Source organism: Achromobacter insolitus (assembly GCF_002209555.1).
Lineage (GTDB): Bacteria > Pseudomonadota > Gammaproteobacteria > Burkholderiales > Burkholderiaceae_B > Achromobacter > Achromobacter insolitus.
The window spans coordinates 662,727-683,641 of record NZ_NJIF01000003.1 but is presented as its reverse complement, the minus strand read 5'-3'; the positions used below and the strand labels follow the sequence as shown (position 1 = coordinate 683,641).

The 20,915-nt window shown below is 64.4% G+C and carries 21 protein-coding genes; 8 read left to right on the top strand and 13 right to left on the bottom strand.

Annotated features, from left to right (window positions below; translation table 11 throughout):
* Positions 1 to 32: 32 nt before the first annotated feature.
* Entirely contained in the window at positions 33 to 770 is a 738-nt protein-coding gene (locus CEY08_RS13310; protein ID WP_076813161.1) for a TrmB family transcriptional regulator, read from the bottom strand.
* A gap of 370 nt (positions 771 to 1,140) precedes the next feature.
* On the opposite strand from CEY08_RS13310, the gene CEY08_RS13305 reads away from it, so the two are divergent.
* From CEY08_RS13305 to CEY08_RS13280, 6 genes are read left to right on the top strand one after another with little or no spacing between them, the layout of a single operon-like run.
* Positions 1,141 to 2,418: an ABC transporter substrate-binding protein gene (locus CEY08_RS13305; RefSeq protein WP_167380335.1), complete on the top strand. Its 1,278-nt coding sequence runs from the start codon at positions 1,141 to 1,143 to the stop codon at positions 2,416 to 2,418.
* An 11-nt stretch (positions 2,419 to 2,429) separates the two neighbouring features.
* On the top strand, positions 2,430 to 3,329 hold the full coding sequence (locus CEY08_RS13300; RefSeq protein WP_042793391.1) for a branched-chain amino acid ABC transporter permease: 900 nt from the start codon (positions 2,430 to 2,432) through the stop codon (positions 3,327 to 3,329).
* Between the two features lie 2 nt (positions 3,330 to 3,331).
* Entirely contained in the window at positions 3,332 to 4,282 is a 951-nt protein-coding gene (locus CEY08_RS13295) for a branched-chain amino acid ABC transporter permease (RefSeq protein WP_076813167.1), read from the top strand.
* Positions 4,279 to 5,028, top strand: a complete 750-nt coding sequence (locus tag CEY08_RS13290) for an ABC transporter ATP-binding protein (RefSeq protein WP_076813170.1) — start codon at positions 4,279 to 4,281, stop codon at positions 5,026 to 5,028. Before CEY08_RS13295 ends, CEY08_RS13290 begins: the two co-directional genes overlap by 4 nt.
* Positions 5,025 to 5,696 (top strand): ABC transporter ATP-binding protein, encoded by a 672-nt coding sequence (locus CEY08_RS13285; protein WP_223306464.1) that lies wholly within the window; start codon positions 5,025 to 5,027, stop codon positions 5,694 to 5,696. Before CEY08_RS13290 ends, CEY08_RS13285 begins: the two co-directional genes overlap by 4 nt.
* Entirely contained in the window at positions 5,693 to 6,625 is a 933-nt protein-coding gene (locus tag CEY08_RS13280; RefSeq protein ID WP_042793393.1) for a carbon-nitrogen hydrolase family protein, read from the top strand. Before CEY08_RS13285 ends, CEY08_RS13280 begins: the two co-directional genes overlap by 4 nt.
* 51 nt (positions 6,626 to 6,676) lie before the next feature.
* Here CEY08_RS13280 and glaH read toward each other — a convergent pair whose 3' ends face one another.
* From glaH to CEY08_RS13250, 6 genes are all read right to left on the bottom strand, one after another.
* Entirely contained in the window at positions 6,677 to 7,600 is a 924-nt protein-coding gene (gene glaH / locus CEY08_RS13275) for a glutarate dioxygenase GlaH (RefSeq protein ID WP_076813172.1), read from the bottom strand.
* 211 nt (positions 7,601 to 7,811) lie between these two features.
* Complete coding sequence (gene msrA, locus CEY08_RS13270; protein WP_076813175.1) at positions 7,812 to 8,513, bottom strand: peptide-methionine (S)-S-oxide reductase MsrA; 702 nt, start codon at positions 8,511 to 8,513, stop codon at positions 7,812 to 7,814.
* Positions 8,514 to 8,543: 30 nt separating this feature from the next.
* A complete protein-coding gene (gene msrB / locus CEY08_RS13265) occupies positions 8,544 to 9,044 on the bottom strand; it encodes a peptide-methionine (R)-S-oxide reductase MsrB (RefSeq protein WP_076813177.1) in 501 nt (166 codons plus the stop codon).
* A 33-nt stretch (positions 9,045 to 9,077) separates the two neighbouring features.
* Positions 9,078 to 9,437 (bottom strand): pentapeptide MXKDX repeat protein, encoded by a 360-nt coding sequence (locus CEY08_RS13260; RefSeq protein WP_076813180.1) that lies wholly within the window; start codon positions 9,435 to 9,437, stop codon positions 9,078 to 9,080.
* A 40-nt stretch (positions 9,438 to 9,477) separates the two neighbouring features.
* Positions 9,478 to 10,269 (bottom strand): molybdopterin-binding protein, encoded by a 792-nt coding sequence (locus tag CEY08_RS13255; protein ID WP_076813183.1) that lies wholly within the window; start codon positions 10,267 to 10,269, stop codon positions 9,478 to 9,480.
* A gap of 10 nt (positions 10,270 to 10,279) precedes the next feature.
* On the bottom strand, positions 10,280 to 10,912 hold the full coding sequence (locus tag CEY08_RS13250; protein ID WP_076813186.1) for a cytochrome b/b6 domain-containing protein: 633 nt from the start codon (positions 10,910 to 10,912) through the stop codon (positions 10,280 to 10,282).
* A gap of 148 nt (positions 10,913 to 11,060) precedes the next feature.
* On the opposite strand from CEY08_RS13250, the gene CEY08_RS13245 reads away from it, so the two are divergent.
* Complete coding sequence (locus CEY08_RS13245) at positions 11,061 to 11,789, top strand: response regulator transcription factor (protein ID WP_063640780.1); 729 nt, start codon at positions 11,061 to 11,063, stop codon at positions 11,787 to 11,789.
* The gene (locus CEY08_RS13240; RefSeq protein ID WP_076813189.1) at positions 11,786 to 13,258 is read left to right on the top strand and encodes a sensor histidine kinase; all 1,473 of its coding nucleotides are present in this window, start codon (positions 11,786 to 11,788) and stop codon (positions 13,256 to 13,258) included. Before CEY08_RS13245 ends, CEY08_RS13240 begins: the two co-directional genes overlap by 4 nt.
* Here CEY08_RS13240 and CEY08_RS13235 read toward each other — a convergent pair.
* The 6 genes from CEY08_RS13235 to CEY08_RS13210 all read right to left on the bottom strand — a co-directional run bounded on the left by CEY08_RS13235 (position 13,255) and on the right by CEY08_RS13210 (position 20,836).
* Positions 13,255 to 15,813, bottom strand: coding sequence for a PEP/pyruvate-binding domain-containing protein (locus tag CEY08_RS13235; RefSeq protein ID WP_076813191.1), 2,559 nt, complete (start codon positions 15,811 to 15,813; stop codon positions 13,255 to 13,257). The two genes, CEY08_RS13240 and CEY08_RS13235, sit on opposite strands and share 4 nt — an antisense overlap.
* Positions 15,810 to 16,460, bottom strand: a complete 651-nt coding sequence (locus CEY08_RS13230) for a TetR/AcrR family transcriptional regulator (protein ID WP_076817640.1) — start codon at positions 16,458 to 16,460, stop codon at positions 15,810 to 15,812. The genes CEY08_RS13235 and CEY08_RS13230 overlap by 4 nt, the downstream gene beginning before the upstream one ends.
* Positions 16,461 to 16,550: 90 nt before the next feature.
* On the bottom strand, positions 16,551 to 17,708 hold the full coding sequence (locus CEY08_RS13225) for an NAD(P)H-dependent flavin oxidoreductase (protein WP_076813193.1): 1,158 nt from the start codon (positions 17,706 to 17,708) through the stop codon (positions 16,551 to 16,553).
* Between the two features lie 103 nt (positions 17,709 to 17,811).
* Positions 17,812 to 18,624, bottom strand: a complete 813-nt coding sequence (locus CEY08_RS13220) for an anaerobic ribonucleoside-triphosphate reductase activating protein (RefSeq protein ID WP_170946322.1) — start codon at positions 18,622 to 18,624, stop codon at positions 17,812 to 17,814.
* Positions 18,590 to 18,772 (bottom strand): anaerobic ribonucleoside-triphosphate reductase, encoded by a 183-nt coding sequence (gene nrdD, locus CEY08_RS13215; protein WP_042793405.1) that lies wholly within the window; start codon positions 18,770 to 18,772, stop codon positions 18,590 to 18,592. Before nrdD ends, CEY08_RS13220 begins: the two co-directional genes overlap by 35 nt.
* A 69-nt stretch (positions 18,773 to 18,841) precedes the next feature.
* Positions 18,842 to 20,836, bottom strand: coding sequence for a ribonucleoside triphosphate reductase (locus CEY08_RS13210; protein WP_063640777.1), 1,995 nt, complete (start codon positions 20,834 to 20,836; stop codon positions 18,842 to 18,844).
* Positions 20,837 to 20,915: the final 79 nt, after the last annotated feature.

The following is a 20,915-nucleotide window of genomic DNA, read 5'->3' as shown; positions in this document are numbered from 1 at the left end:
GCCAGGCAGGAGGGCGGGCCGATTCATCGCATTCATGCCGCAGGCAGGCACGATGCCCAGAAGGCATCGAAAAGCATGCCCTGGTGCTGCGCATATTCTTTGCTTTCGATGATGAGGCCATAGTTTTCGCGCTTGGACGAAATCATCGCGACGCAATTGCCGTAGATCAGCGTAGTCATCGCCACGCTGGTGTCGGCCGGTGCCCATCGCAATTCGCGCAGTTCGGACTCACTGGCAGGCCAGATGTCGTCGGTATCGCGGCTACGGGAACGGATCACGCGCATGCTGATGCCCTTGGCGATGCGCGCGTCGCGGTAGCGATTGATCTCTTCCAGGCCCGGTACTTCACGCAGTTCGGACATCGAGAAAGTGGCTCGCAGGGAAACAGATGCATTCAGGCTGTCCCACAGCACTGTGCGGATGCCCTCTGCGCCTTCGTAGAAGCGGGTCTTGGGCTTGCCTTTGGCCTGGTTATACATGGACCGGAGTTCCGGCATCATTTCCGTGACCATGACCCGCCTGGCAGCCACGTACTCGAGTAGTACGGAGGGATCGTGTGCCACCACGTGGCGTTTTCGGTCGGCGCCCTCGATCCTCAGCAAGCCTTCCTCCTCCAGCCTCAGCACGGCATCGTAGGTCGTCGTGCGCGCCAGGCCGGCGCTCGCAGCCAGTTCGGATACCGGCACGTCGCCCAGCTCAATGGCGGCCCTGTACACCCGGTAGAGATTGCCACTAATACCTAGCCGCCCGAGCTTCTCTTCCAGATCCATGCCTTACGCGTCTCCCTTCGTTGGGCCGACGGGTGCGCGGCCCGTTGGCGGTATGTGTGAAGCGGCTAGACAGTATCAAACGACGCCAGGAGTGTCCACGTTTTTTGATGTCGGAAATAACCGACATAAATTGCGAAATTGATGGTTTTATTGATTGGGTTGGTATGGGTATTCTATAAAAAATCCAATAAAAATATATAGATAGAATATCCATAGGGTTAACCCAAAGGGCAATTTTATTGACGGGAAAAACCGTTAAAAATACACTTCCTGCTCGCTGGGCCTGCTTGCGCCGGGAAGCAGCACCGCAAGGAGCGGGCGCGCGCCGACAGACGAAATTTGTGTATACGAACAAGGGGAAGCAATGAAATTGATAGGCAAGGGCTTGTTTTCAGCAGTTCTGGGTACGGTTTTCGCTTTGTGGCAACCGGCCCACGCTACTGAGCCCATACGTATTGGTGTGTCCACCTACCTGTCGGGGGCGGGCGCCGTATTTGGCGTGCCTGCGCAGCAGGCCGCCCGTCTGCAGGTGGAAAAGATCAATAGCGCGGGCGGCATCAAGGGCGCGCCTATTGAGCTGACTTTCATCGACGAGAACCACGGGGTGGATAACGTCGTCGTGGAATATCGCAGCCTGGTCGAATCGGGCAAGGTGGATGCGATGATCATCGGCTTGTCGAGCTCGATATGCCTGGCGGTCGCGCCGGTCGCTGAGCAACTGAAAATGCCCACAATGCTCTGGGACTGCGGCACCGAACGGATCTACACGGAGGCCAAGTACGAGTATGTGTACCGGACGTCCGACTACACGCCGTCGAACAATGTCGCGACGGCGCTGTACCTGCTCAAGCTTATGCCTGAGGTCAAGACCATCGCAGGCATCAATCAGGATTACGCGTTTGGCCGTGACAATTGGGCCGCGTTCCGGGGAGCGGTGCAGGCCTTGCGTCCGGACGTGAAAATCGTCGCCGAAATGTTCCCCAAGCTCGGCACCTCCGACTACTCAACCGAGATTTCCCGTCTGTCGGCCCTGCGTCCGGACGTGATCTTCACGACCCTGTGGGGCGGGGATATGAACACCTTTGTGAAGCAGGCGTCGTCACGGGCGCTGTTCCGCAATTCCCGCCTGGTGGCCGCCAACGGCGAGAGCTCCATGCAGCAACTGGGCAAGGCTTTTCCGGAAGGGGCGATCGTGGGCATGCGCGGTGATAGCTGGGCATTCAATCCCGCCATGGCCGGCAACGCCGAGCATCAGGCCTTCGTGACCGATTTCGAAAAGAGCACAGGCGCCTATCCGAGTTTCCCGTCGTACCACATGGCGCAAGCCGTGCGTTCCATTCAGCAGGCGCTTGAGACGTCCTGGGACGGCGATCGCAAGACGCTGCAAACCGCGCTGCTCAAGGGTTGGAGCGGACTGGAACTGAATGATTTCACGGGCCAGCTGAAAATTCGCGACGACCATCAGGCGATGGAAGGGCAGTTGCTGGGCGTCGCTACGGAGAAGGGCGGACAGAACTTCAAGACGCTCAAACAGCTGCTGGTGATTCCTCCCGAACTGACCTCTCCACCCGCGGGCGTGAAGAGCGACGAATGGTTCAAGACGCTTTCGCCGGAAATTCTGCGGAAAGTCGGCACCCCTACGGAATAAGCGGCGTCATCATGCAACAAACGCTATTACTGGCTACGCTGGATGGGTTGGCGCACGCCTCGGTGCTGTTCATGGTGGCGGTGGGGTTGAGCCTGATTTTCGGGATCATGCGTATCTTGAACGTCGCCCATGGCAGCTTCTACGCGCTTGGCGCCTACAGCGCCGTGACCCTCGGACTCTGGCTGGCAGGCCCCGATGGCGGCATCTGGACCTATCCGGCGCTGTTGTTTGCGGCGATAGCCGTCGGCGTGACCCTGGGGCCGCTCATCGAGCGCTTTCTGCTGCGGCGCATCTATGGCAAGGAGCACGCGCTCCAGCTCCTGCTCACCTTCGGAATCTTCATGATCCTGGAGGACGTGCAGAAGATGATGTTCGGCGTGGAGCCGCAGTTCAATGACGCGCCGCTCGCCATGCTGGGAATGGTCGAGGTGGGCGGCATCTACTACACCGCCTACCAGCTGTTCGTGCTGCCCCTGTCGGCGATCGTCGTGATGCTGGCCCTGACCTTCTATTTCAACAAGACGCGGCAGGGGAAGCTGATCGCGACGGTCATCGAGGACTACGAGGTGGCGCGCGTATTGGGCATCAATGCAAAGCGGGTCTACACGATCACGTTCATGCTGGGCACCGTGCTGGCCGCGCTCGGTGGGGCGTTGGCATCGCCCACGACCTCGCTGGTGCCGGGCATAGGCGCCGATTCCATCGTGATTTCCTTTGCCATCGTGGCCAGTGCCGGACTCGGCCATTTCCAGGGCACGGCGGTGACCGCGGTGATTGTCGGATTGGTGCAGGCCTTGTGCGTGCATCTGCTGCCTCCTTTGTCGTCCGTCGCGCCGTATCTCGTCATGACTGCGATTCTCCTTGTCAAGCCTTACGGTCTTTTCGGCAAGCCACAAGTTCGTCGGATCTGAAGATGAAAACCTATTTCAAAACGACGGCGCTTGCCTGCCTGCCGTTACTCTTGCTTGCGGCCTTGCCGCTGATCGCGCCCTCGCTGCGGCCGCTCACAACCATGGCCATGGCCATAACGTTCTGCGCTTTGGGGCTGTTGCTGCTGTTGCGCGCCGGCCAGGTCTCTTTTGGCCATGCGTTGTACTTCGCTTGCGGTGCCTACGCCACCGCCTTCGGCGCGCGCCATGTGAGCGCGGATGCACTGGCCGTCATCGCCATGGCGGTGCTGTCGAGCGCGGCATTGGGGGCCGTGCTGGGCCTGATCCTGTCGCGCTATCGCGACATCTTCTACGCCATGCTGAATCTGGCGTTTTCCATGGTGGGATTCACGCTGGTACTCAAACTGTATGGCCTGACCGGAGGGAGCGACGGCCTGCCGGTGCGGATACAGTCCTTGGCCGGCGTGCCTCTGGAGGTCGAGGTTTTCGGCTGGGCCTTGTTCTACACGGCCCTGGTCATGCTGGCCGTCGCGCTGCTGGTCGTGACGCGCTATCTGAATTCGCCGCCTGGCCAGGCGCTGGCAGCGCTCAAGACCAATGAGACCCGCCTGGAGTACTTGGGTATCTCGGGGCGTCAGGTGCTTTACGTCGGCCACGTCTTCTCCGCCGCGCTCGCGGGCCTGGGCGGCGCCATCGCGGCGATGGGAACAGGCCACGTCACCCCGGAAATGGCGTACTGGAGCCGTTCGGCAGAATTCGTCTTCATTGCGGTTCTGGGCGGTATAGGCAATGTGCTGGGGGCCTTGCTGGGAGCGGTGTCCTTCGAAGCGGTGCGCAGCACGGCGAGCGCCTATGCGGCCAATGCCTGGCAGTTGATCATGGGGGTGGTGCTGGTGGCGATCGTATTGTTTGCGCCGACCGGATTGTTCGGCCTGGGTCTGCGACTGTTCGGCCGCAAGGAGGCCCGGCAATGAAAGGCCAGATCATCATCAGTTCCAAGGACCTGCATGTTGAGTTCGGTGGCGTCAAGGCGGCCAATGGTGTGAACCTGGACATCTACCGCGGGCAGATCGCGTCCATCATCGGGCCCAATGGCTCGGGCAAGACTACATTCCTAAATCTGTGCACGGGCTATGTGCGGCCCACCGAAGGCAGCGTGCGATTCGGCGATACAGACCTTACCCGACTCAAGCCGCGCGCCATCACGCGTCTGGGCATTGCCCGGACTTTCCAGCTGCCACAGTTATTTTCCGAGCAGTCCGTGCTTGAAAACCTGCTGCTGGCGCTGGCGGCCCGCGACGGCTTCTGGACGCTTTCTTCCCTGTCCCGCAAGGCTGCGCGTGACGAGGCTGAAGAGCTGTTGAGCATTTTCGGCCTGTTGGGCCAGGCGGGGCGACAGATAGGCTCCCTGCCCGAAGGTGTGCGAAAACTGGTGGACATCGCCGTGGCCCTGGCCTTGTCGCCGAGCCTATTGTTGATGGACGAGCCTACCAGCGGCGTCAGCTCCCAGGAAAAGTTCGAGATCATGGACATGCTGATGCCGGTCCTGCGGCAGCGGAATATCGCGGCATTGCTGGTCGAACACGATATGGAATTGGTCGAGCGCTATATGGATCGCGTCATAGTATGGAATGCCGGGCAGGTCGCTGCCGATGGGCCTCCCGCCGAAATTCTCCAGAACGAAGAAGTCTTGCGCAACGTGATTGGAGGTGTCCAATGATGTTGCAGGCACGCAAACTGATCGCATACATCGAAGGCGCGAAGGTGTTGCGCGAGGTCGATCTCGATATCCGCGCCGGAGAAACCGTGGCCCTGATCGGGCGCAACGGGGCGGGTAAGACTTCGCTGTTGCGAGGCATCATGGGTACGCTGCCGCTTGCCCAGGGCAGTCTTCTGTTCCAGGGGCAGAGCCTGGCCGCGCGCGAGGCCCACACGCGCGCCAGCCTTGGGATCGGGTTTGCGCCGGAAGAGCGCCGACTTATCGGCAAGTTCACCGTCATCGAGAACATGATGGTGCCTGCCTGGGCCTGCAAGCTCAGCGCGCAGCAAATCCGGGAACGGCTGGATCTGATCTATTCCGTGGCGCCCGAGCTCGAACAGCTCAACCCTCGCCTGGGGGGCTTGTTGTCGGGTGGGCAGCAAAAGATGGTGGCGCTGGGCCGCGCGCTGATGGCGGGCGAGAACCTGGTTCTGCTGGATGAGCCTTTCCAGGGGCTGGCGCCAGCGCTGGCGTTGCGCTATGCCGACAGCCTGAAGACCCTGCGCGCGCGCAAGCCCGACCTCGCCGTCCTTATCACCGAATCCAATCCCAAACTGCTGCAACCGATGGCTGATCGCATCGTCACCATCGAGCGCGGCGAAATCATCTCTGAGGAGTCCTCGCAATGACATTCAAGGCGGCGGTTGTCCAGACCGCATCGATCCCGTTCAACAAGCAGGCCACGGTGGAGAAAGTCGTCGCCAAGATCCGCGAGGCGGCCGAACTGGGCGCCAAGCTGATCGTGTTTCCCGAAGCCACCATCTCTGGCTATCCGAAGGGCAGCGATTTTGGCGCGCGCGTGGGCGGCCGGCTGCCGCGAGGACGCGAGGAGTTTCTGCGCTATTTCAATGGCGCAATTGCGGTGCCCGGGCCCGAGGTGGACGAAATTGCCGCTGCCGCGCGCGAGGCTCAGGCTTACGTGGTGGTCGGCGTCATGGAGAAGGATATCGGCACGCTCTATTGCACCGCGCTGCATTTCTCGCCTGACGGCGCCATGATAGGCAAGCACCGCAAGCTGATGCCCACCGCCGTGGAGCGGCTGATCTGGGGCTACGGCGACGGCTCGACCATGCCCGTGTTCGACACGCCGCTCGGAAAAATGGGTACCGTGATCTGCTGGGAAAACTATATGCCGCTGCTGCGCATGGCGATGTACGGCAAAGGCATCCAGCTCTATTGCGCACCGACGGCGGACGACCGCGACGAGTGGATCACCAGCATGCGGCACATCGCCATGGAAGGGCGCTGTTTTGTTTTTTCGGCGTGCCAGTACATCACGCGGGGCGATTTTCCCGAGGACTACGATGCCATCCAGGGCAATTCACCCGATACCGTGCTGATGCGCGGCGGCAGCGCCATTATCGGTCCCGCCGGGCAATTGCTGGCAGGCCCGGACCACGAAGGCGAATGCATACTCACGGCCGATATCGACCTGGACGATGTCACGCGCGGCAAGTATGACTTCGACGTGGTCGGGCACTATGCCCGTCCGGACATCTTCAAGCTGGTCGTGGACGAAACGCCCAAGCCGCCGGTGGTGACGATAGGTCAGGCATGAGCTGGCGGGGCGGCTCCCCCGGGCGGGAGCCGCCGCGACGGCAAGGGGCGGTCAGCGCCCGAACAAGCCGCGGATACGCATCAGTTCGCGGTGCAGCGATTCATGCTTCTGGAACGGCGCGCGACCGTGCAGATAGAAATAGTTGTTGAGCACGACCAGCTCGCCCGGCGGCAGCATGACTTCCTGGACGCCCGGGCTGGCTTCCATCGACGCCGACAGGTCGTGGAGATACATGGCCTCTTCGAGCGTGGCCGGCTGCGCGAATTGATCGATGAAGCAGATCGCCAGGCCGTAGCGGTTCTGGAAGAATAGGGGCCTTTCCACCTGTTCCGCGACGTTCTTCGAGGCCGGGGACTTGTACAGCAGTGGCTTGGTCGCAAGCGGGTGATTCAGAAAACCGTCCAGATCCTGCCAGTCATCGAGGTGCAGGAAGCGCGATTCGCCGCCGACGGCATTGCGTTCGTCGAATTTCATCATCAGCAGCCAGTCGGTCGCCTCGGAGACGTAGGTGCCGTCGGTATGCATCGTGAACAGGCGATAGGCCTGGCGCAGATAGGAATCGCTGTCGTCCGTGTGCCGCACCAGGAAGCGCGCATAGTATTTTCCGGACATTGAGTCGTGGTTGGCCGGCCCGAGCAAATAGGCGACGGCCGTGCCGAACTTCACGAAATCCTCCGGATCGTCGGACAGTCCTTGCAGGCCGACCGTAAATCCACCATGGTCACGGGTTTCGACGATGGCATTGAGGGTGTCGCGCAGCCCGTCGCCGCAGGCCTTCACCAAAGCCTCGGCTACCTTGAAGCGCATGAAGGGCACGTATTCCAGGTTCTGGACCTCGATCTCCTTGACGGTAGCCAGGAAGCGCCGCAAGGCCTCCCGGTCGATAATCACCTGCTGGATCCGGGTATGCGTCAGATGATCCGTCACCTGGAAGGCGCCTGGGAACAGACGCCGGGCGTCACGTAGATTGTCCAAAATGGTCTCCTGTATTGAAAGCGTTTCTGGAAATCATTAGACGTGACGTCATCCCGGCGTTAAACGGGCCGCCGCCGATACTTTGTTTGGAGTCAGCGATCAAAACATCCGTGCGCGGCAAGCGCGCCTCGCAGCCAGGCTTGTTGGCGCGCCCGGTTCGAATGGGCGCGTCAAGCCTGGCTTCGGTATCCCTGCAACCGGTTCGCGACCTTCAGCTAGTCGGTTTCACCAGCACCGGCTTGTCCCGATACCGGTCGGGAAAGGTCTTGGCCAGGTTCTCGACCTTGGGCACATCGTTCACCATGATGTACATGCTGTACGGGTGACGCACCAGGTAATCCTGGTGGTAGTCCTCGGCGGGATAGAAAGCCTTCAGCGGTTCTATCGTCGTGGCCAGCGCCTTGGGATAGGCCCCGGCCTGATTGAGTTGCGCGATATAGGCTTCGGCCACCTTGCGCTGGCTGTCGTCCGCGGGGAAGACGGCGGACCGGTACTGCGGGCCGGTGTCCGGACCCTGGCGATTGAGCTGGGTCGGATCGTGGGCCACCGAGAAATAGATCTGCAGCAACTGGCCGTAGCTGACCTGGGTGGGGTCGTAGGTGATTTCCACGGCTTCGGCGTGGCCGCTGCGTCCGCCGCTGACGGTGTCGTAATTGGCGGTGGATGCCTGGCCGCCGGCATAGCCGGACACGGCCGAGGTTACGCCCTTGACGTGCTGGAACACAGCCTGCACGCCCCAGAAGCAGCCGCCGGCGATGACGGCCTTCTGCGGCGCCGCGGCAGCGGGCTGATCCAGGGCCGGGGGCGGAATGATGAAGGCCGATTCGGCGGCGCCGGCGGAGGCGGCCGCCAGGAGGCCGCAGGCGGCGGCCAACGCGACGCAGAGTTTGCGGGGTAGGCGGAAGGCGGACATGATGGTTCCTGATGATAGGGCGGCCGATGTTCAGGCCTGGGGAGTGAACGCGAGGGCCACGCCATTCATGCAATAGCGTAGTCCGGTCGGCGGCGGGCCGTCATCGAAGACATGGCCCAGGTGGCCGCCGCAGTTGGCGCAATGCACGGCGACGCGCGTCATGCCGAAACTGCGGTCCGTGGTCGTGCCCACGCCGCCATCGAGCGGCTTCCAGAAGCTGGGCCAGCCGGTGCCGCTATCGAACTTGGCGGACGACGAGAACAATGGGTGGGCGCAACCGGCGCACGCGTAGGCGCCTGTGCGGTGCTCTTTGTCCAACGGGCTGGAGTAGGGACGCTCGGTGCCTTCGCGGCGCAGCACCTCGTATTGCTCGCGCGTCAGGCGCTCTCGCCATTGCGCGTCGCTCAATGCATAGGGAAAGGCCTGCGGCGCGGCCGGCGGGCCGCCGCGCGCGGCCAGGACAGGGGCCAGGCTGGCGGCGATGGCCGCCGCGCCGCCCAGGCCCAGGAAATGCCTGCGGTCTAATCTCATGACATGCTCCGGATCAGGGCTGTTTGGCCAGGGTCAATGTTTCATGCCGTCCTTGGACATGGAGTCTTTTGACATGTTGTCCTTGGACATTCCAGTCTTGGACATGCCGTCCTTCGTCATGTTGTCCTTGGACATTCCGTCCTTGGACATGGAGTCCTTCGACATGTTGTCCTTGGACATTCCGCTCTTGGACATGCCGTCCTTCGACATGTTGTCCTTGGACATTCCCTCCTTGGACATGGAGTCCTTCGACATCCCGCCCTTGGACATTCCGTCCTTGGCCATCGAGCCGCCGCCCATGGCGTCCTTGCTCATGTTGTCGGCGGCTTGGGCTGCCGTCGCGCCGAAAACCAGGCACAGGGACAGCGCGGCGGTGGTAGCGATTTTCTTCATGATGCGTTCCTTTATGGAGTGGGGTAGGAAAAGAATCCACCTAGCTGCCGCCGAACCAGTTGTAGCCCTGGTCCTCCCAGTAACCGCCCGGGTAGGTGTTGGTGACGAAAATTGCCTGTATGTGCTTGGGATTCTTGTAGCCAAGCTTGGTAGGCATGCGCAGCTTCATGGGGAAGCCGTACTCTGGAGGCAGCGTCTGGCCGTCATAGGTCAGCGCCAGAATGGTCTGGGGATGCAGCGCGGTCGGCATGTCGATGCTGGTGTAGTAGTCGTCGGCGCACTTGAAGCCCACGTATTTGGCGCTCAAGTCCGCGCCTACGCGTTTGAGAAAGTCTGAAAACGGCACGCCGCCCCATTTACCGATGGCGCTCCAGCCTTCAACGCAAATGTGCCGCGTCACCTGGTCGACCTGCGCCATGGCGCGCAATTCTTCCAGCCGCCAGCGGCGTTTGTCGGCGACCAGGCCGCTTATCTCCAGCCGGAAGGATTCCTCGTCCACGTGCCTGACCTGGTCGATTCCGTAGTAAGCATTGAAGGGGAAGGGCCGGGTGATCATGGATTCCGGATAGGTGGGCGCCAGCTTGTTCGGGTCGAAGATCCAGCCCTGCACGCGGTCGTTGAAACGCGAGACGGACGTCAGCGCCTTTTCCACGCTTTCATCGTCCGACAGCGAGCAGCCCGACAGCATGGCCAGCCCGCCCAGGGTCAGGCTCGTGCGCAGGAAGGCGCGGCGCGAGGGTTGCTCTATCCGCTTTTCCAGAATCTTCCCGGCTTCCTTCAGGATGGCCGGGCCATCCAGGCCGGCAACAGCAGGGTGCTTATGCTTGCTCATGAGTGGCTCCTTATTTGCCGCGGATCATGGCGACCAGGCTGCGTGGCACCAGGGTCACCATCACCAGATGGATCGCCACGAATGCCGTCAGCAAGGCCATGGCGATGAAATGCACGCGGCGCGCGGCCTCATACCCGCCCATCAGTTCGCGCAACAAGTCGAACTGCACCGACTTCCAGAGCACCAATCCCGACAGCACCAGGACCGCGATATCGGCCATGACGAAGAGATAGGCCAAGCGCTGCACGTGGTTGTAGCGGCGGGGGTCGGCGTGGGACAGCCGGCCGCGCAGCGCCGCGCCCAGGTCGGCAGCCATGCCGCGGGCGCTCAGCGGAAAGAACTTGCGCCACAGGCGGCCGGTGGCGAGGTTCATCGCCATATACAGGAGGCCGTTGAAAAACAGCAACCACATGCCGGCGAAATGCCATTGCAGGGCGCCTCCCAGCCAGCCCCCAAGCGTGATCTCTTTGGGAAATACGAAATCGAACAAGGGCGAAGCGTTATAGATGCGCCAGCCGCTCATGACCATGACCACCACGGCCAGGGCATTGAGCCAGTGCATGACGCGCAGCCAGCCCGGGTGGATGGGAGTGTCCGCCGACAGGACGGGCGGCGCGTCAGGGCTTGCGGGGGTAGCCTGCATGGCGGGACTCCAGGGCTTGTTGTCGTTGGGGCCATTCTTCCCTGGGGCCCATACCGAAGTCCTCACGCAAACTTAAATTAATTGTGATAACTCCGGGGCGCGGATTGGCGACAATAGGCGCATCGCCCCTCTATAGAGTTTCCCTCCCATGGACACGCCACGACGCGTACTCATCGTCGAAGACGACGCCCACATCGCGGAATTGCTGCGTTTGCACCTGCGGGACGAAGGCTATGCCGTCGAGCATGCCGCGGACGGCAACGAAGGCATGCGGCGGCTGGAGGAAGGCAGCTGGGACGCGCTGGTGCTGGACCTGATGCTGCCGGGCGTCGACGGCCTTGAGATCTGCAAGCGCGCACGCGCCATGGCGCGCTATACGCCCATCATCATCACCAGCGCGCGATCCAGCGAGGTGCACCGCATCCTGGGGCTGGAGCTGGGCGCGGACGACTACCTGGCCAAGCCGTTCTCCATGTTGGAACTGGTGGCGCGGGTGCGGGCGCTTTTGCGCCGCAGCGAGGCGCTGGAACGCAATGCGCGGATCGACGCCGGCAGCCTGTCCCTGCACGGCGTGTCCATCGACCCGGTGGCCCGCACGGCCGAGGTCGACGGCCGCAGGTTGGACCTGACGCCGCGCGAGTTCGACCTGCTGCACTTCTTTGCCCGGCATCCGGACAAGGTTTTTTCGCGCATGGATTTGCTGAACCACGTATGGGGCTACCAGCACGAAGGCTATGAACACACGGTCAACACGCACATCAACCGCCTGCGCACCAAGATCGAGACGGACCCGTCCGATCCGCGGCGCATCCTGACGGTGTGGGGCAAAGGCTATAAATTCGCTGCAACGCCTGGCGCCCCGGGAGGCGCATCATGAAGCGGTTCACGCTTACCCAGCGGCTGTCGGCCGTGTTCGCCTTGCTGCTGCTGGCCTGCTGCGGCGCTTCGGCCTGGCTGCAGATCGCCGCCAATTCCCGCTACGAGCAGGAAGTGGTCCAGCGTCTGTCCAGCGGGCTGGCCCAGCATATCGCCGGCGCCAACGAATTGATGGACACCAAGGGCTGGAAGCCCGATGCGGTGCGTTCGCTGTTTGACATGCTGATGGCCGTGAACCCGGCGGTGGAGGTCTACCTGCTGTCCAACGACGGCCGCATCGTGGGCGACGCCGCCCCGCCTGGCCAGATCAAGCGGGACCGCGTCGACCTGGGGCCCGTCAAGCGTCTGCTGGCGGGCGAGATGCTGCCCATCACGGGCGACGATCCGCGCAGCCTGGACGCGCAAAAGGTGTTCAGCGCGGCGCCGGTACGCGTGGGCGGGCAGGAAAAGGGCTACGTCTACGTGGTTTTGCAAGGGCAGGCGCATGACGCGCTGGCGATGGCGGTGTCGCGCAGTTCCGTCTTGCGCACGACCCTGTGGTCCATCGCGCTGGTAGCGCTGCTGGGGCTGGTGGCGGGGCTGGCGGCCTTTGCGCTGATCACGCGCCCGCTGCGCGGCCTGACGCGGGCCGTGCGCGCCTTCGACGGCGACGATGGGCAGGCCCTGGCCGCGTTGGAGCGCCCCGGCGACGCCTCGGACCGCAATGGCGACGAAATCGCGGTGCTGAGGCGCAGCTTTGTGCAGATGGGCAAGCGCATATCGGATCAGTGGCGCGAACTGACCCGGCAGGACCAGCAGCGGCGCGACCTGGTCGCCAACATCTCGCACGATCTGCGCACCCCGTTGACCTCCCTGCATGGCTATCTGGAAACCCTGAGGCTGAAGGATGAAACGCTGGACGCCGGGGAGCGCCGCCGCTACCTGGACATCGCGCTGGCGCAAAGCCGCAAGGTGGGCCGCCTGGCGCAGGAACTCTTCGAACTGGCGCGGCTGGAGTCCGGCCTGGTGCGGCTGGAGCCCGAAACCTTCTCGCTGCCGGAACTGGTCCAGGACGTGATCCAGAAGTTCGAACTGGCGGCCGAGGCGCGCCAGCAGCGCTTGACCACCGACATTCCGCAGGAACTGCCGCCCGTGCGCGCGGACCTGGGCCTGATCGAGCGCGTGCTGACCAACCTGCTGGACAACGCCATACGCCACAGTCCGCCCGGCGGCCTGATCGAACTGCGTTTGGGCACCGCGCAGAATCTCGTGCAGGTGCAGGTCAGCGATACCGGGGAGGGGATACCGCAGGCGCTGCGCGCCGGTTTGTTCACGCGGGCCAGCGCCTTGAACCGGGGGCCGGGCGATGGCGGGGGCCTGGGGCTGGTGATCGTGCAGCGCATTTTGCAGCTGCACCATAGCGAGATCAGGCTGGTGGATCGCGCCGGGTCGGGCGCCGTCTTTCAGTTCGACCTGACAGCGGCGCGTTAGGCGTCGGATGCGCGCGCCAGCCGCCGCACCAGGCCGCGGGACGCCTCCACGTCCAGGACATCGCCCGTCGCGACCTGCCGCATGACGCCCTGCACATTGACGACGGCCGGAATGCCGAATTCGCGCGCCACGATGGCGCCATGCGACAGGTAGCCGCCTGCCTCCATGACCAGGGCGCCGGCGCGCAGGAACAGCGGTGTCCAGGCCGGGTCGGTGGATGCGGTGACGAGGATGCCGCCCGCCGGCATGGCCAAGCCCTCGGACGGCGTGCGGGCAACAAAGGCGCTTGCCCGTGCATGGCCACCTGCTGCGGGCGTGCCGCGCCAGGTTTCGGCGGCGCCGGCGTGGGCAGAGACTGGGGACGCCGGCGCGGCTGCGCTGCTTTCGGCGTATTCGGCGATCACGTCCTGGTCCGGGGTTGCAGCCCAGGACTCCAGCTGCGCGCGGCGCAGGGTGGCGCGCCGGCCCGCAGCGGCGGGCGCCAGCTTGCCGTCGGCCAGCGCGAAGAGTTCGGCGGCAGTCAGATGGAAGATGTCGTCGGCGGCAGCCAATCCGTCCGGCCGTGTGTAGCGCCGGCCCAGGGCCAGGGCGCTCTTGCGCGCCGCGGCCAGGTAGGCCACCAGCACGCTGCGCGCGGCCTCGCGTTGCGTGCCTTCGAGACGGGCAGCCGCGAGCAGCCGGGCGACCAGCGGGCGCTGCCAGAATGGCAATGCCTTGCGCAGGCGCCGCGCGGCCTGGCTGGCCGCGCTGTCCTGCCGGACGCGCAGCGCGGCAAGGTCGGTGTCCGTCAACTGAAGCACGGTGTCCAGCAGATAGCCGGGATCCTCGCGCCAGCGTGCATTGCGCAGATAGGTTTCATAAACGGCGCGGTGACCATAGTGGCGCAGAAAGTCCGCAAAGGCTGGCTTGAACGGACTGTCTTGTGGCAAGACGCTCTGCCAGGCGGCGCTGTCGCGTCCCGGATCGCGCAGCCAGTCCAGCACCCGCGCGTCGGCGGCGGCAAGCCCGGCCAGCGCCATCAAAGCGTAGCTTTGCGCCGCGGTTACGCTGGGCGTGCCGCCAGCCATCAGCGCTGCCGTGAGCGCATGGCCTTCGCCCGGGCAGGCTTTCTCCACCAGCTCAAGCAGCTTATGCAACGCGCCGCCGCCCGACCCTTGCAGGAAGAACAGTTCGTCCGCTGCCAGCACCGTGTGGAACTGTTCCCGCAAACGGGCGCCCAGCTCGGCGTTGGATGCGGGCGGGGTTGCGTCCAGCCAAGCCTGGGCGCGAGCGAACAGCCGCGGCAGATCGCGCTCCGCCCGCTTGCGCAACGGGGCCGCGCGCCGCAGGTAGCGCAGGATGCGCAAACCATGCCGCAGGCTTTGCGGAAACGTCTTGGGCGGCACCGCGATCTCGGGTTGGGGACCGCCCAGCAGGGCATTCATGGCGGATGGCGATACGCCCAGCGCGTCGTAGCCCACCCATTGGATGACGGAGGCATCCAGGTACACCCGGCCCTGGAACAACGCCGCCAGTTGCACGCCGGGCAGGGTGGAGTAGCCGCTGAGTTCGAAGCCTGTGGTCAGCATGCGCTGCGCCATGACGCGGCCCGTGTCCCATTCCAGCGCCGACATGGCCTGGGGCAGGACTTCGCGGGTATTGCCGCGTGACCAGTAGGCTGGCTGGGTGCGCAGCGCGGGATAGGTGTAGCGCGCCGCCATGGTGACGGGCCGGGCCTGCACGATCCAGAAGCGCCGTCCGTCCCAGACCCATTCGACGTCATGGCCGCCGCCGGCATAGTCCAGCGCTCGCGCCGCGTCGCGCACGATGTCGCCCAGGGCTTCGGCCTGGGCGCCGGTCAATACGGGCTGGGCCGCCCGCGCGGCCGGCGTGGGGGCGAGCAGCGTGCCTGAATCGCCGGCAGGCTGACTGGCGTGGCGCTTGGCGCCGATGCGCTGCTCGACCAGCGGCCATGCCTGGCGCAGGTAGTCTTCGCGCAGACGATACTCATCGCCTTGCGCTTCGCCGCCGACGAGCGATTCGCCCAGTCCCCAGTTGGCATGGATGACCATCTCGTCATGTCGTCCCGAGACGGGGTCGATGGTGAAGGCGATGCCCGATGCGACCGCATCGAGCAGAGGCATGATCACCACCGCCATGCCAGCGGCTTCCAGCCCCAGCTTTTCCCGGTAGGCGCAGGCCTGCGGCGTCCATTGAGAATCCCAGATCTGGCGGGCGGCGTCGATCGCGGCATCCGCGCCGCGCACGTTCAGGCAGGAAAGATGGATCCCCGCGAACGACGCGCCCGCGGAGTCTTCCTGGGGCGCGGATGAACGCAAGGCCAGCGGCCGTTCGAGCCAGCCGCGCGCGGCCAGTTCGTCGCGCAGGGCCTGGGCGGCGGCGGGCGGCAAGGGCTGCCCCGGTTCACGAGCGAGACTGAATTGGGCGGGCAACACGAAGCCGTTGGGCACCGGCACGCCCAGCTGCGCCATGCGGCCCAGTTGCCAGCCCTTGCCGCCCGCGGCCTGGGGACCCGCCTGGGCTGCGGCGGCCCAGTCCAGCACGGCGGCGTTCATGCCGCGGCTCCTGGGTCCACGCCGTGCACGAAGAGGCTGACGGCAGCGTCGAATTCCGCCTTGAGACTGGTGCGTGGCAGGTCCAGCCAGCGCAGCATCGCGCCCAAGTACAGGAACTGCAGCTGATGGGCCAGTTGATCGGCCGCCAGGTCCGTTCGCGCCTGGCCCGCGGCCTGCGCGTCCGCGATCAGGGCGGTGAACAGCGCTTGCATGCCGCTGCGCGGATAGCGGCCGTCGTCGTGCGCGCCGGGCTGCAGCGTGGTCAGCCGGTAGCGCAGATAGGGACCCAGATATGCGCGGTGAGATTCGGACCAATGGGCCGACGCATGCAGTATTCGCGTCAGGCGGCGCGCGAGTGTAGGCAGGCTTTGCAGCGCTGGCTGCAGATCGTGGATGCTGGCGGCCAGCTCGCCATGGAAGCGGTGGGCAAGCAGGGCTTCCTTGACGGGAAAGTGGTTGTACAGCGTCCCCTTGGATACGTCCGCCTGCGCGGCGATCTGTTCCATGGTGACGACGTCATATCCCAGGGTTTCGAACAGGCGCCAGGCGGTTTGCGCCAGGTGATCCAGGGTCTGCTGGCGTTTGCGTTCGCGGCGTCCGGTTTCGGGCGTCGCGGACTCGGATTGGAGGGAGGGCGAAGAATCCATGGCCATTAAATAATTGAACGATGTCCAATAATAGACGACGTGCAATTATTTGGAAAGGCCCTCTCCAAGGGCTAGAGCCGCCTGTCGTGCTCAGGCGGCGGCGGGCATCTTGCCGTGCAGCAGGTAGTCCATCAGTTCGCGCACCGAGCGCATGGCATTGCCAAAGGGCAGCTTCGAGGCGCCGCGGAAGAACAGGCCGCGGCTGACTTCACCGCGCATCGCGGCTGCAAGCTTCAGGTCGATGCAGAACTGTCCAAAGCGCGAGAGGCCATCGCGCAGACCGCATTGCGTCAGGCAGTCCATGCGCTGGCTGCAGCGCCGGGCGTCGCAGCGGGTGTTGGCTTGCAAGGTTTTTTCCTGGCGCAGGTAGCGGGTCAGCCAAGGCGTCTGCACGGCACGGGCGGGCAGGCCCGCCACGCTGGTGAATTCGGCCAGCTTGTCCGGATCTGCGTCGATCAGCACCCGCTTGAAGTTCTCATGGGCGTCGCCTTCGTTGGTGACCGCAAAGGCCGTGCCTACTTGCACGCCGTCGGCGCCGTTGGCCAGCCAATGGCGCACCTGCTCGTGGCTGCCCACGCCGCCGGCCACGATCAGGCGCGGCGCGTCGGCGCCCAGCGCCAGTTCCTGGAAGAGGGTGTGGCAATCGGCCAGCACGCGCTGAAAGTCGAAGCGTTCGCTGTGGATGTCGTCCAGCCGCGCCGCACCAAGGTGACCGCCGGCGTAGCCTGGATGTTCGATCACGACGGCGTCGGCCATGCGGCCCTTCTTCATCCACTTTTTCAGCACCACGGCCACGCCGCGCGCCTCGGACAGAATGGGCACCAGCGCCACCTTCGGGTAGTCGGCCGTCATCTCGGGCAGGTCCAGCGGCAGGCCCGCGCCCATGACGATGGCCTGGGCGCCGCTTTCGCAGGCCTGGCGTACCAGGGCGGGATGGTCGCGCACTGCTTTCATGACGTTCACGGCCACCAGGCCGCGGCCTTGCGCCGTTTCCAGCGCGGCGCGGACTTCGCGGTCGAGCGCGACCTGGTTGGCGCTGTCGATCAGGTCGCGGTCATGGCAGCGTTCGGTTTTTTCCAGCAGATCGGGGTGGTGGTGGCGCAAATCCACACTGGCGATGGTGCCCATGGCGTTCTGGCTGGCGACCGCGCCGGCCAGGCGATGGGCGGATACGCCGACGCCCATGCCGCCCTGGATGATGGGCAGCAATTCGCGTCCGGCGAGGGTGAGTGATTTGAACCACGTCATGATGAGTCTTTCCTCTTTTCAAGTGGACAGAGGCTAGAGCAAGGGGGAGGGGGTTGCCTTGCGCAGGATCAAGCGAGACAGAACCTCGGAGACAGAACCTCGCTCAGCGGTAGGCGAACTCTTCGAACCATTGCATCAGCAGTGCCAGGGCAGGCGCGCCCAGCGCGCGTACCGGCGGCGCGTCGGGCGAACGGCGCGCGCCCTGCACAGCAAAGCGGCGCACGCCACGGCGGGCGAGTTCGCGCGCGAGCGCCAGCAGCCGCGTTTCGTCCAGCCAGTCGGGATGCCAGGTGATGCGGCACTCGAAGTCGATGCCGGCCGACAACAGTTGCGCCAGGCAGGCATGCGCTGGGCGTTGGGAGTCGCGCCGGCCGGTGATGTCGTCATAGCCTTCGGCATCCGCCTTGATGTCCAGGCCGACCCAATCCAGATGGCGCAACACGTCGGCCAGGCGTAGCGGATAAATGCCCGCGGTATGCAGACCGACCCGGTAACCCATGCGCCTGACGTCGCGGATCATTTGCGGCAGGCGCGGTTCGCTCAATGGTTCGCCGCCCGAGAATACGATGGCATCGAGCAGGCCCTGGCGCGTTTCCAGGAAGGCGCGCGTTTCGCGCCAGTCGTAGCGGGCGGCGCGGGTCTGCAGTTCGACGTTGTGGCAGTAGTGGCAGCGCCAGGGGCAGCCCGCGATGAAAACCACCGCGGCCAGTTGGCCGGGCCAGTCCACCGTGGAAAAAGGCACCAGTCCACCGACCGCGGGTGAATGCCGCGGCAGGGCTTGGGCCACCGGTTGCGGTGGGGCAGGATAAGCCGGCCGCGCCGTCAGCCGCCGCGTGCCCGGGCCGAGGCCCGTGGCGGACGCGGCGGCCGGCGTGCCGTCTTCAGGCGCGGCGTTCGACGAAGAAACGGCGTTCATTGAATTCGCCTTGTTTGCCAGTGTTGAAGGAAGCGACGGGGCGGTGGTAGCCCATGACGCGAGTCCAGATCTCGCAGCGCACGCGCTGGCTGTCGTCCAGCCGCGGGGCGGGAGCCGTGGTGACTTCGGGAGCGATCAAGGTTTGCATAGCGGTTCCTCGTTGTGGATGCCGGGCGGCTGCCCGGCGGTTCAGTCTGAGGCCTGTCGTTGACTGGCCTCAGGCCGGGGTGCAGCACGCCGATTGCCTGGCCAGCAGTTCGGCATCGCATTTCGGGCAGAACTCGTGGTGCCCCGCCAGATAACCGTGGTTGGGGCAGATGGAGAACGTCGGCGTGACCGTGATGTAGGGCAGCCGGAAATTGGACAGAGCCCGGCGCACCAGTTGCTTGCACGCGCCGGCGGACGACACGGCTTCGTTCATGTACAAGTGCAGCACGGTGCCGCCGGTGTACTTGCCTTGCAGCGTCTCCTGCAGTTCCAGCGCATGGAAAGGATCGTCGGTATGGCCTACCGGAAGCTGGCTGGAGTTCGTGTAGTAGGGCTGCGCGTCGCTGCCAGCCTGAAGAATGGCGGGATAGCGCTTGCGGTCTTCGCGGGCGAAACGATAGGTGGTGCCTTCGGCGGGCGTGGCCTCCAGGTTGTACAGATGGCCCGTTTGCTCCTGGAATTCGGTCATGCGGACACGCACGCGGTCCAACAGGCGCACGGCCAGGGCATGGCCTGCCGCGGTGGTGATGTCCTCGGCATCGTCCGTGAAGTTGCGGATCATCTCGTTGATGCCGTTTACGCCCAGCGTGCTGAAATGATTGCGCAGGGTGCCGAGGTAGCGGCGGGTATAGGGATAGAGGCCCTGGTCAATGTAGCGCTGCACCACCTTGCGCTTGGTCTCCAGCACGTCGCGGCCCAGTTCCAGCAGATGGTCCAGCCGCCGCATCAGCTCCTCTTCGTCGCCGCGGCAGGTATAGCCCAGGCGCGCGCAGTTGACCGTGACCACGCCGACGGACCCCGTCTGCTCGGCCGACCCGAACAGGCCATTGCCGCGCTTGAGCAGTTCGCGCAGGTCCAGTTGCAAGCGGCAGCACATCGAACGCACCATGTGCGGTTCCAGGTCTGAATTCAGGAAGTTCTGGAAATAGGGCAGTCCATAGCGTGCGGTCATCTCGAACAAGCGCTCGGTGTTGGGGTGGTCCCAGTCGAAGTCGGGCGTGATGTTGTAGGTGGGGATGGGGAAGGTGAACACACGGCCCTTGGCGTCCCCGGCCATCATGACCTCGATGTAGGCGCGGTTGATCATGTCCATCTCGGCCTGCAGCTCGCCGTATGAAAACGGCATTTCCTCGCCGCCGATGTACGGAATCTGGTCCTTCAGGTCCGGCGGGCAGGTCCAGTCGAACGTAAGATTGGTGAAGGGCGTCTGCGTGCCCCAGCGGCTGGGCACGTTGAGGTTGTAGATGAGTTCCTGCATGGACTGCTTCACCTCCGCATACGTCATGGCGTCGCGGCGGATGAAGGGCGCCATGTAGGTGTCGAAGGAACTGAAGGCCTGCGCTCCTGCCCACTCGTTCTGCAGCGTGCCCAGGAAATTGACGATCTGGCCGATGGCCGCCGACATGTGGCGCGGCGGTGTGGCTTCCACCTTGCCGGGGATGCCGTTGAAGCCTTCGGTCAGCAACTGGCGCAGCGACCAGCCAGCGCAGTAACCGCTCAGCATGTCCAGGTCGTGGATGTGGATGTCGCCCTCGCGGTGGGCGCGGCCCGCCTCGGGCGCGAATACATTGGACAGCCAGTAGTTGGCGGTGACCTTGCCCGCCACGTTCAGGATCAGGCCGCCCAGACTGTAGCCCTGGTTGGCGTTGGCGTTGACGCGCCAGTCGCGCTGGTCCAGGTATTCCTCCATGGCGCTTTCCACGTCCACCAGCGTGTGGCGCAGCGAGCGCAGGCGGGCGTGTTGTTCGCGGTGCACGATATAGGCCCGCGCGGTGCGCCAATGGCCTGCCTGGACCAAGGCTTCCTCCACGCGGTTCTGGATGGTCTCGACACCGGGGCAGGGGTTTTCCGCCAGCGCGGCGATGACGCCGTCGGTCAGCGCCTGAGCACCCGCGAGATCCAGTTCCCCGGTGCTCTGGCCTGCTGCCGCCATGGCCTGGGCGATCTTCTCGCGGTCGAACGCCACGACGCGGCCGTCGCGCTTGAGGATGTGCTGGATATGCATGACTGACACCATATGTAGTAGGGTGTGAAAACTCTACCACCACATATGGTGCGGCATGTGCTCCCCACCGCTGGGATGT

Bases quoted from the DNA above. Each gene is read 5' to 3' on its own strand.
- CEY08_RS13280 (WP_042793393.1), top strand. From the start codon at position 5,693: ATGACATTCAAGGCGGCGGTTGTCCAGACCGCATCGATCCCGTTCAAC.
- CEY08_RS13220 (WP_170946322.1), bottom strand. From the start codon at position 18,624: ATGAACGCCGTTTCTTCGTCGAACGCCGCGCCTGAAGACGGCACGCCG.
- CEY08_RS13295 (WP_076813167.1), top strand. From the start codon at position 3,332: ATGAAAACCTATTTCAAAACGACGGCGCTTGCCTGCCTGCCGTTACTC.
- CEY08_RS13245 (WP_063640780.1), top strand. From the start codon at position 11,061: ATGGACACGCCACGACGCGTACTCATCGTCGAAGACGACGCCCACATC.
- CEY08_RS13300 (WP_042793391.1), top strand. From the start codon at position 2,430: ATGCAACAAACGCTATTACTGGCTACGCTGGATGGGTTGGCGCACGCC.
- CEY08_RS13260 (WP_076813180.1), bottom strand. From the start codon at position 9,437: ATGAAGAAAATCGCTACCACCGCCGCGCTGTCCCTGTGCCTGGTTTTC.
- CEY08_RS13290 (WP_076813170.1), top strand. From the start codon at position 4,279: ATGAAAGGCCAGATCATCATCAGTTCCAAGGACCTGCATGTTGAGTTC.
- CEY08_RS13235 (WP_076813191.1), bottom strand. From the start codon at position 15,813: ATGAACGCCGCCGTGCTGGACTGGGCCGCCGCAGCCCAGGCGGGTCCC.
- CEY08_RS13250 (WP_076813186.1), bottom strand. From the start codon at position 10,912: ATGCAGGCTACCCCCGCAAGCCCTGACGCGCCGCCCGTCCTGTCGGCG.
- nrdD (WP_042793405.1), bottom strand. From the start codon at position 18,772: ATGCAAACCTTGATCGCTCCCGAAGTCACCACGGCTCCCGCCCCGCGG.
- CEY08_RS13230 (WP_076817640.1), bottom strand. From the start codon at position 16,460: ATGGATTCTTCGCCCTCCCTCCAATCCGAGTCCGCGACGCCCGAAACC.
- CEY08_RS13255 (WP_076813183.1), bottom strand. From the start codon at position 10,269: ATGAGCAAGCATAAGCACCCTGCTGTTGCCGGCCTGGATGGCCCGGCC.
- CEY08_RS13310 (WP_076813161.1), bottom strand. From the start codon at position 770: ATGGATCTGGAAGAGAAGCTCGGGCGGCTAGGTATTAGTGGCAATCTC.
- msrB (WP_076813177.1), bottom strand. From the start codon at position 9,044: ATGAGATTAGACCGCAGGCATTTCCTGGGCCTGGGCGGCGCGGCGGCC.
- CEY08_RS13285 (WP_223306464.1), top strand. From the start codon at position 5,025: ATGATGTTGCAGGCACGCAAACTGATCGCATACATCGAAGGCGCGAAG.
- CEY08_RS13225 (WP_076813193.1), bottom strand. From the start codon at position 17,708: ATGACGTGGTTCAAATCACTCACCCTCGCCGGACGCGAATTGCTGCCC.
- CEY08_RS13240 (WP_076813189.1), top strand. From the start codon at position 11,786: ATGAAGCGGTTCACGCTTACCCAGCGGCTGTCGGCCGTGTTCGCCTTG.
- msrA (WP_076813175.1), bottom strand. From the start codon at position 8,513: ATGTCCGCCTTCCGCCTACCCCGCAAACTCTGCGTCGCGTTGGCCGCC.
- CEY08_RS13210 (WP_063640777.1), bottom strand. From the start codon at position 20,836: ATGCATATCCAGCACATCCTCAAGCGCGACGGCCGCGTCGTGGCGTTC.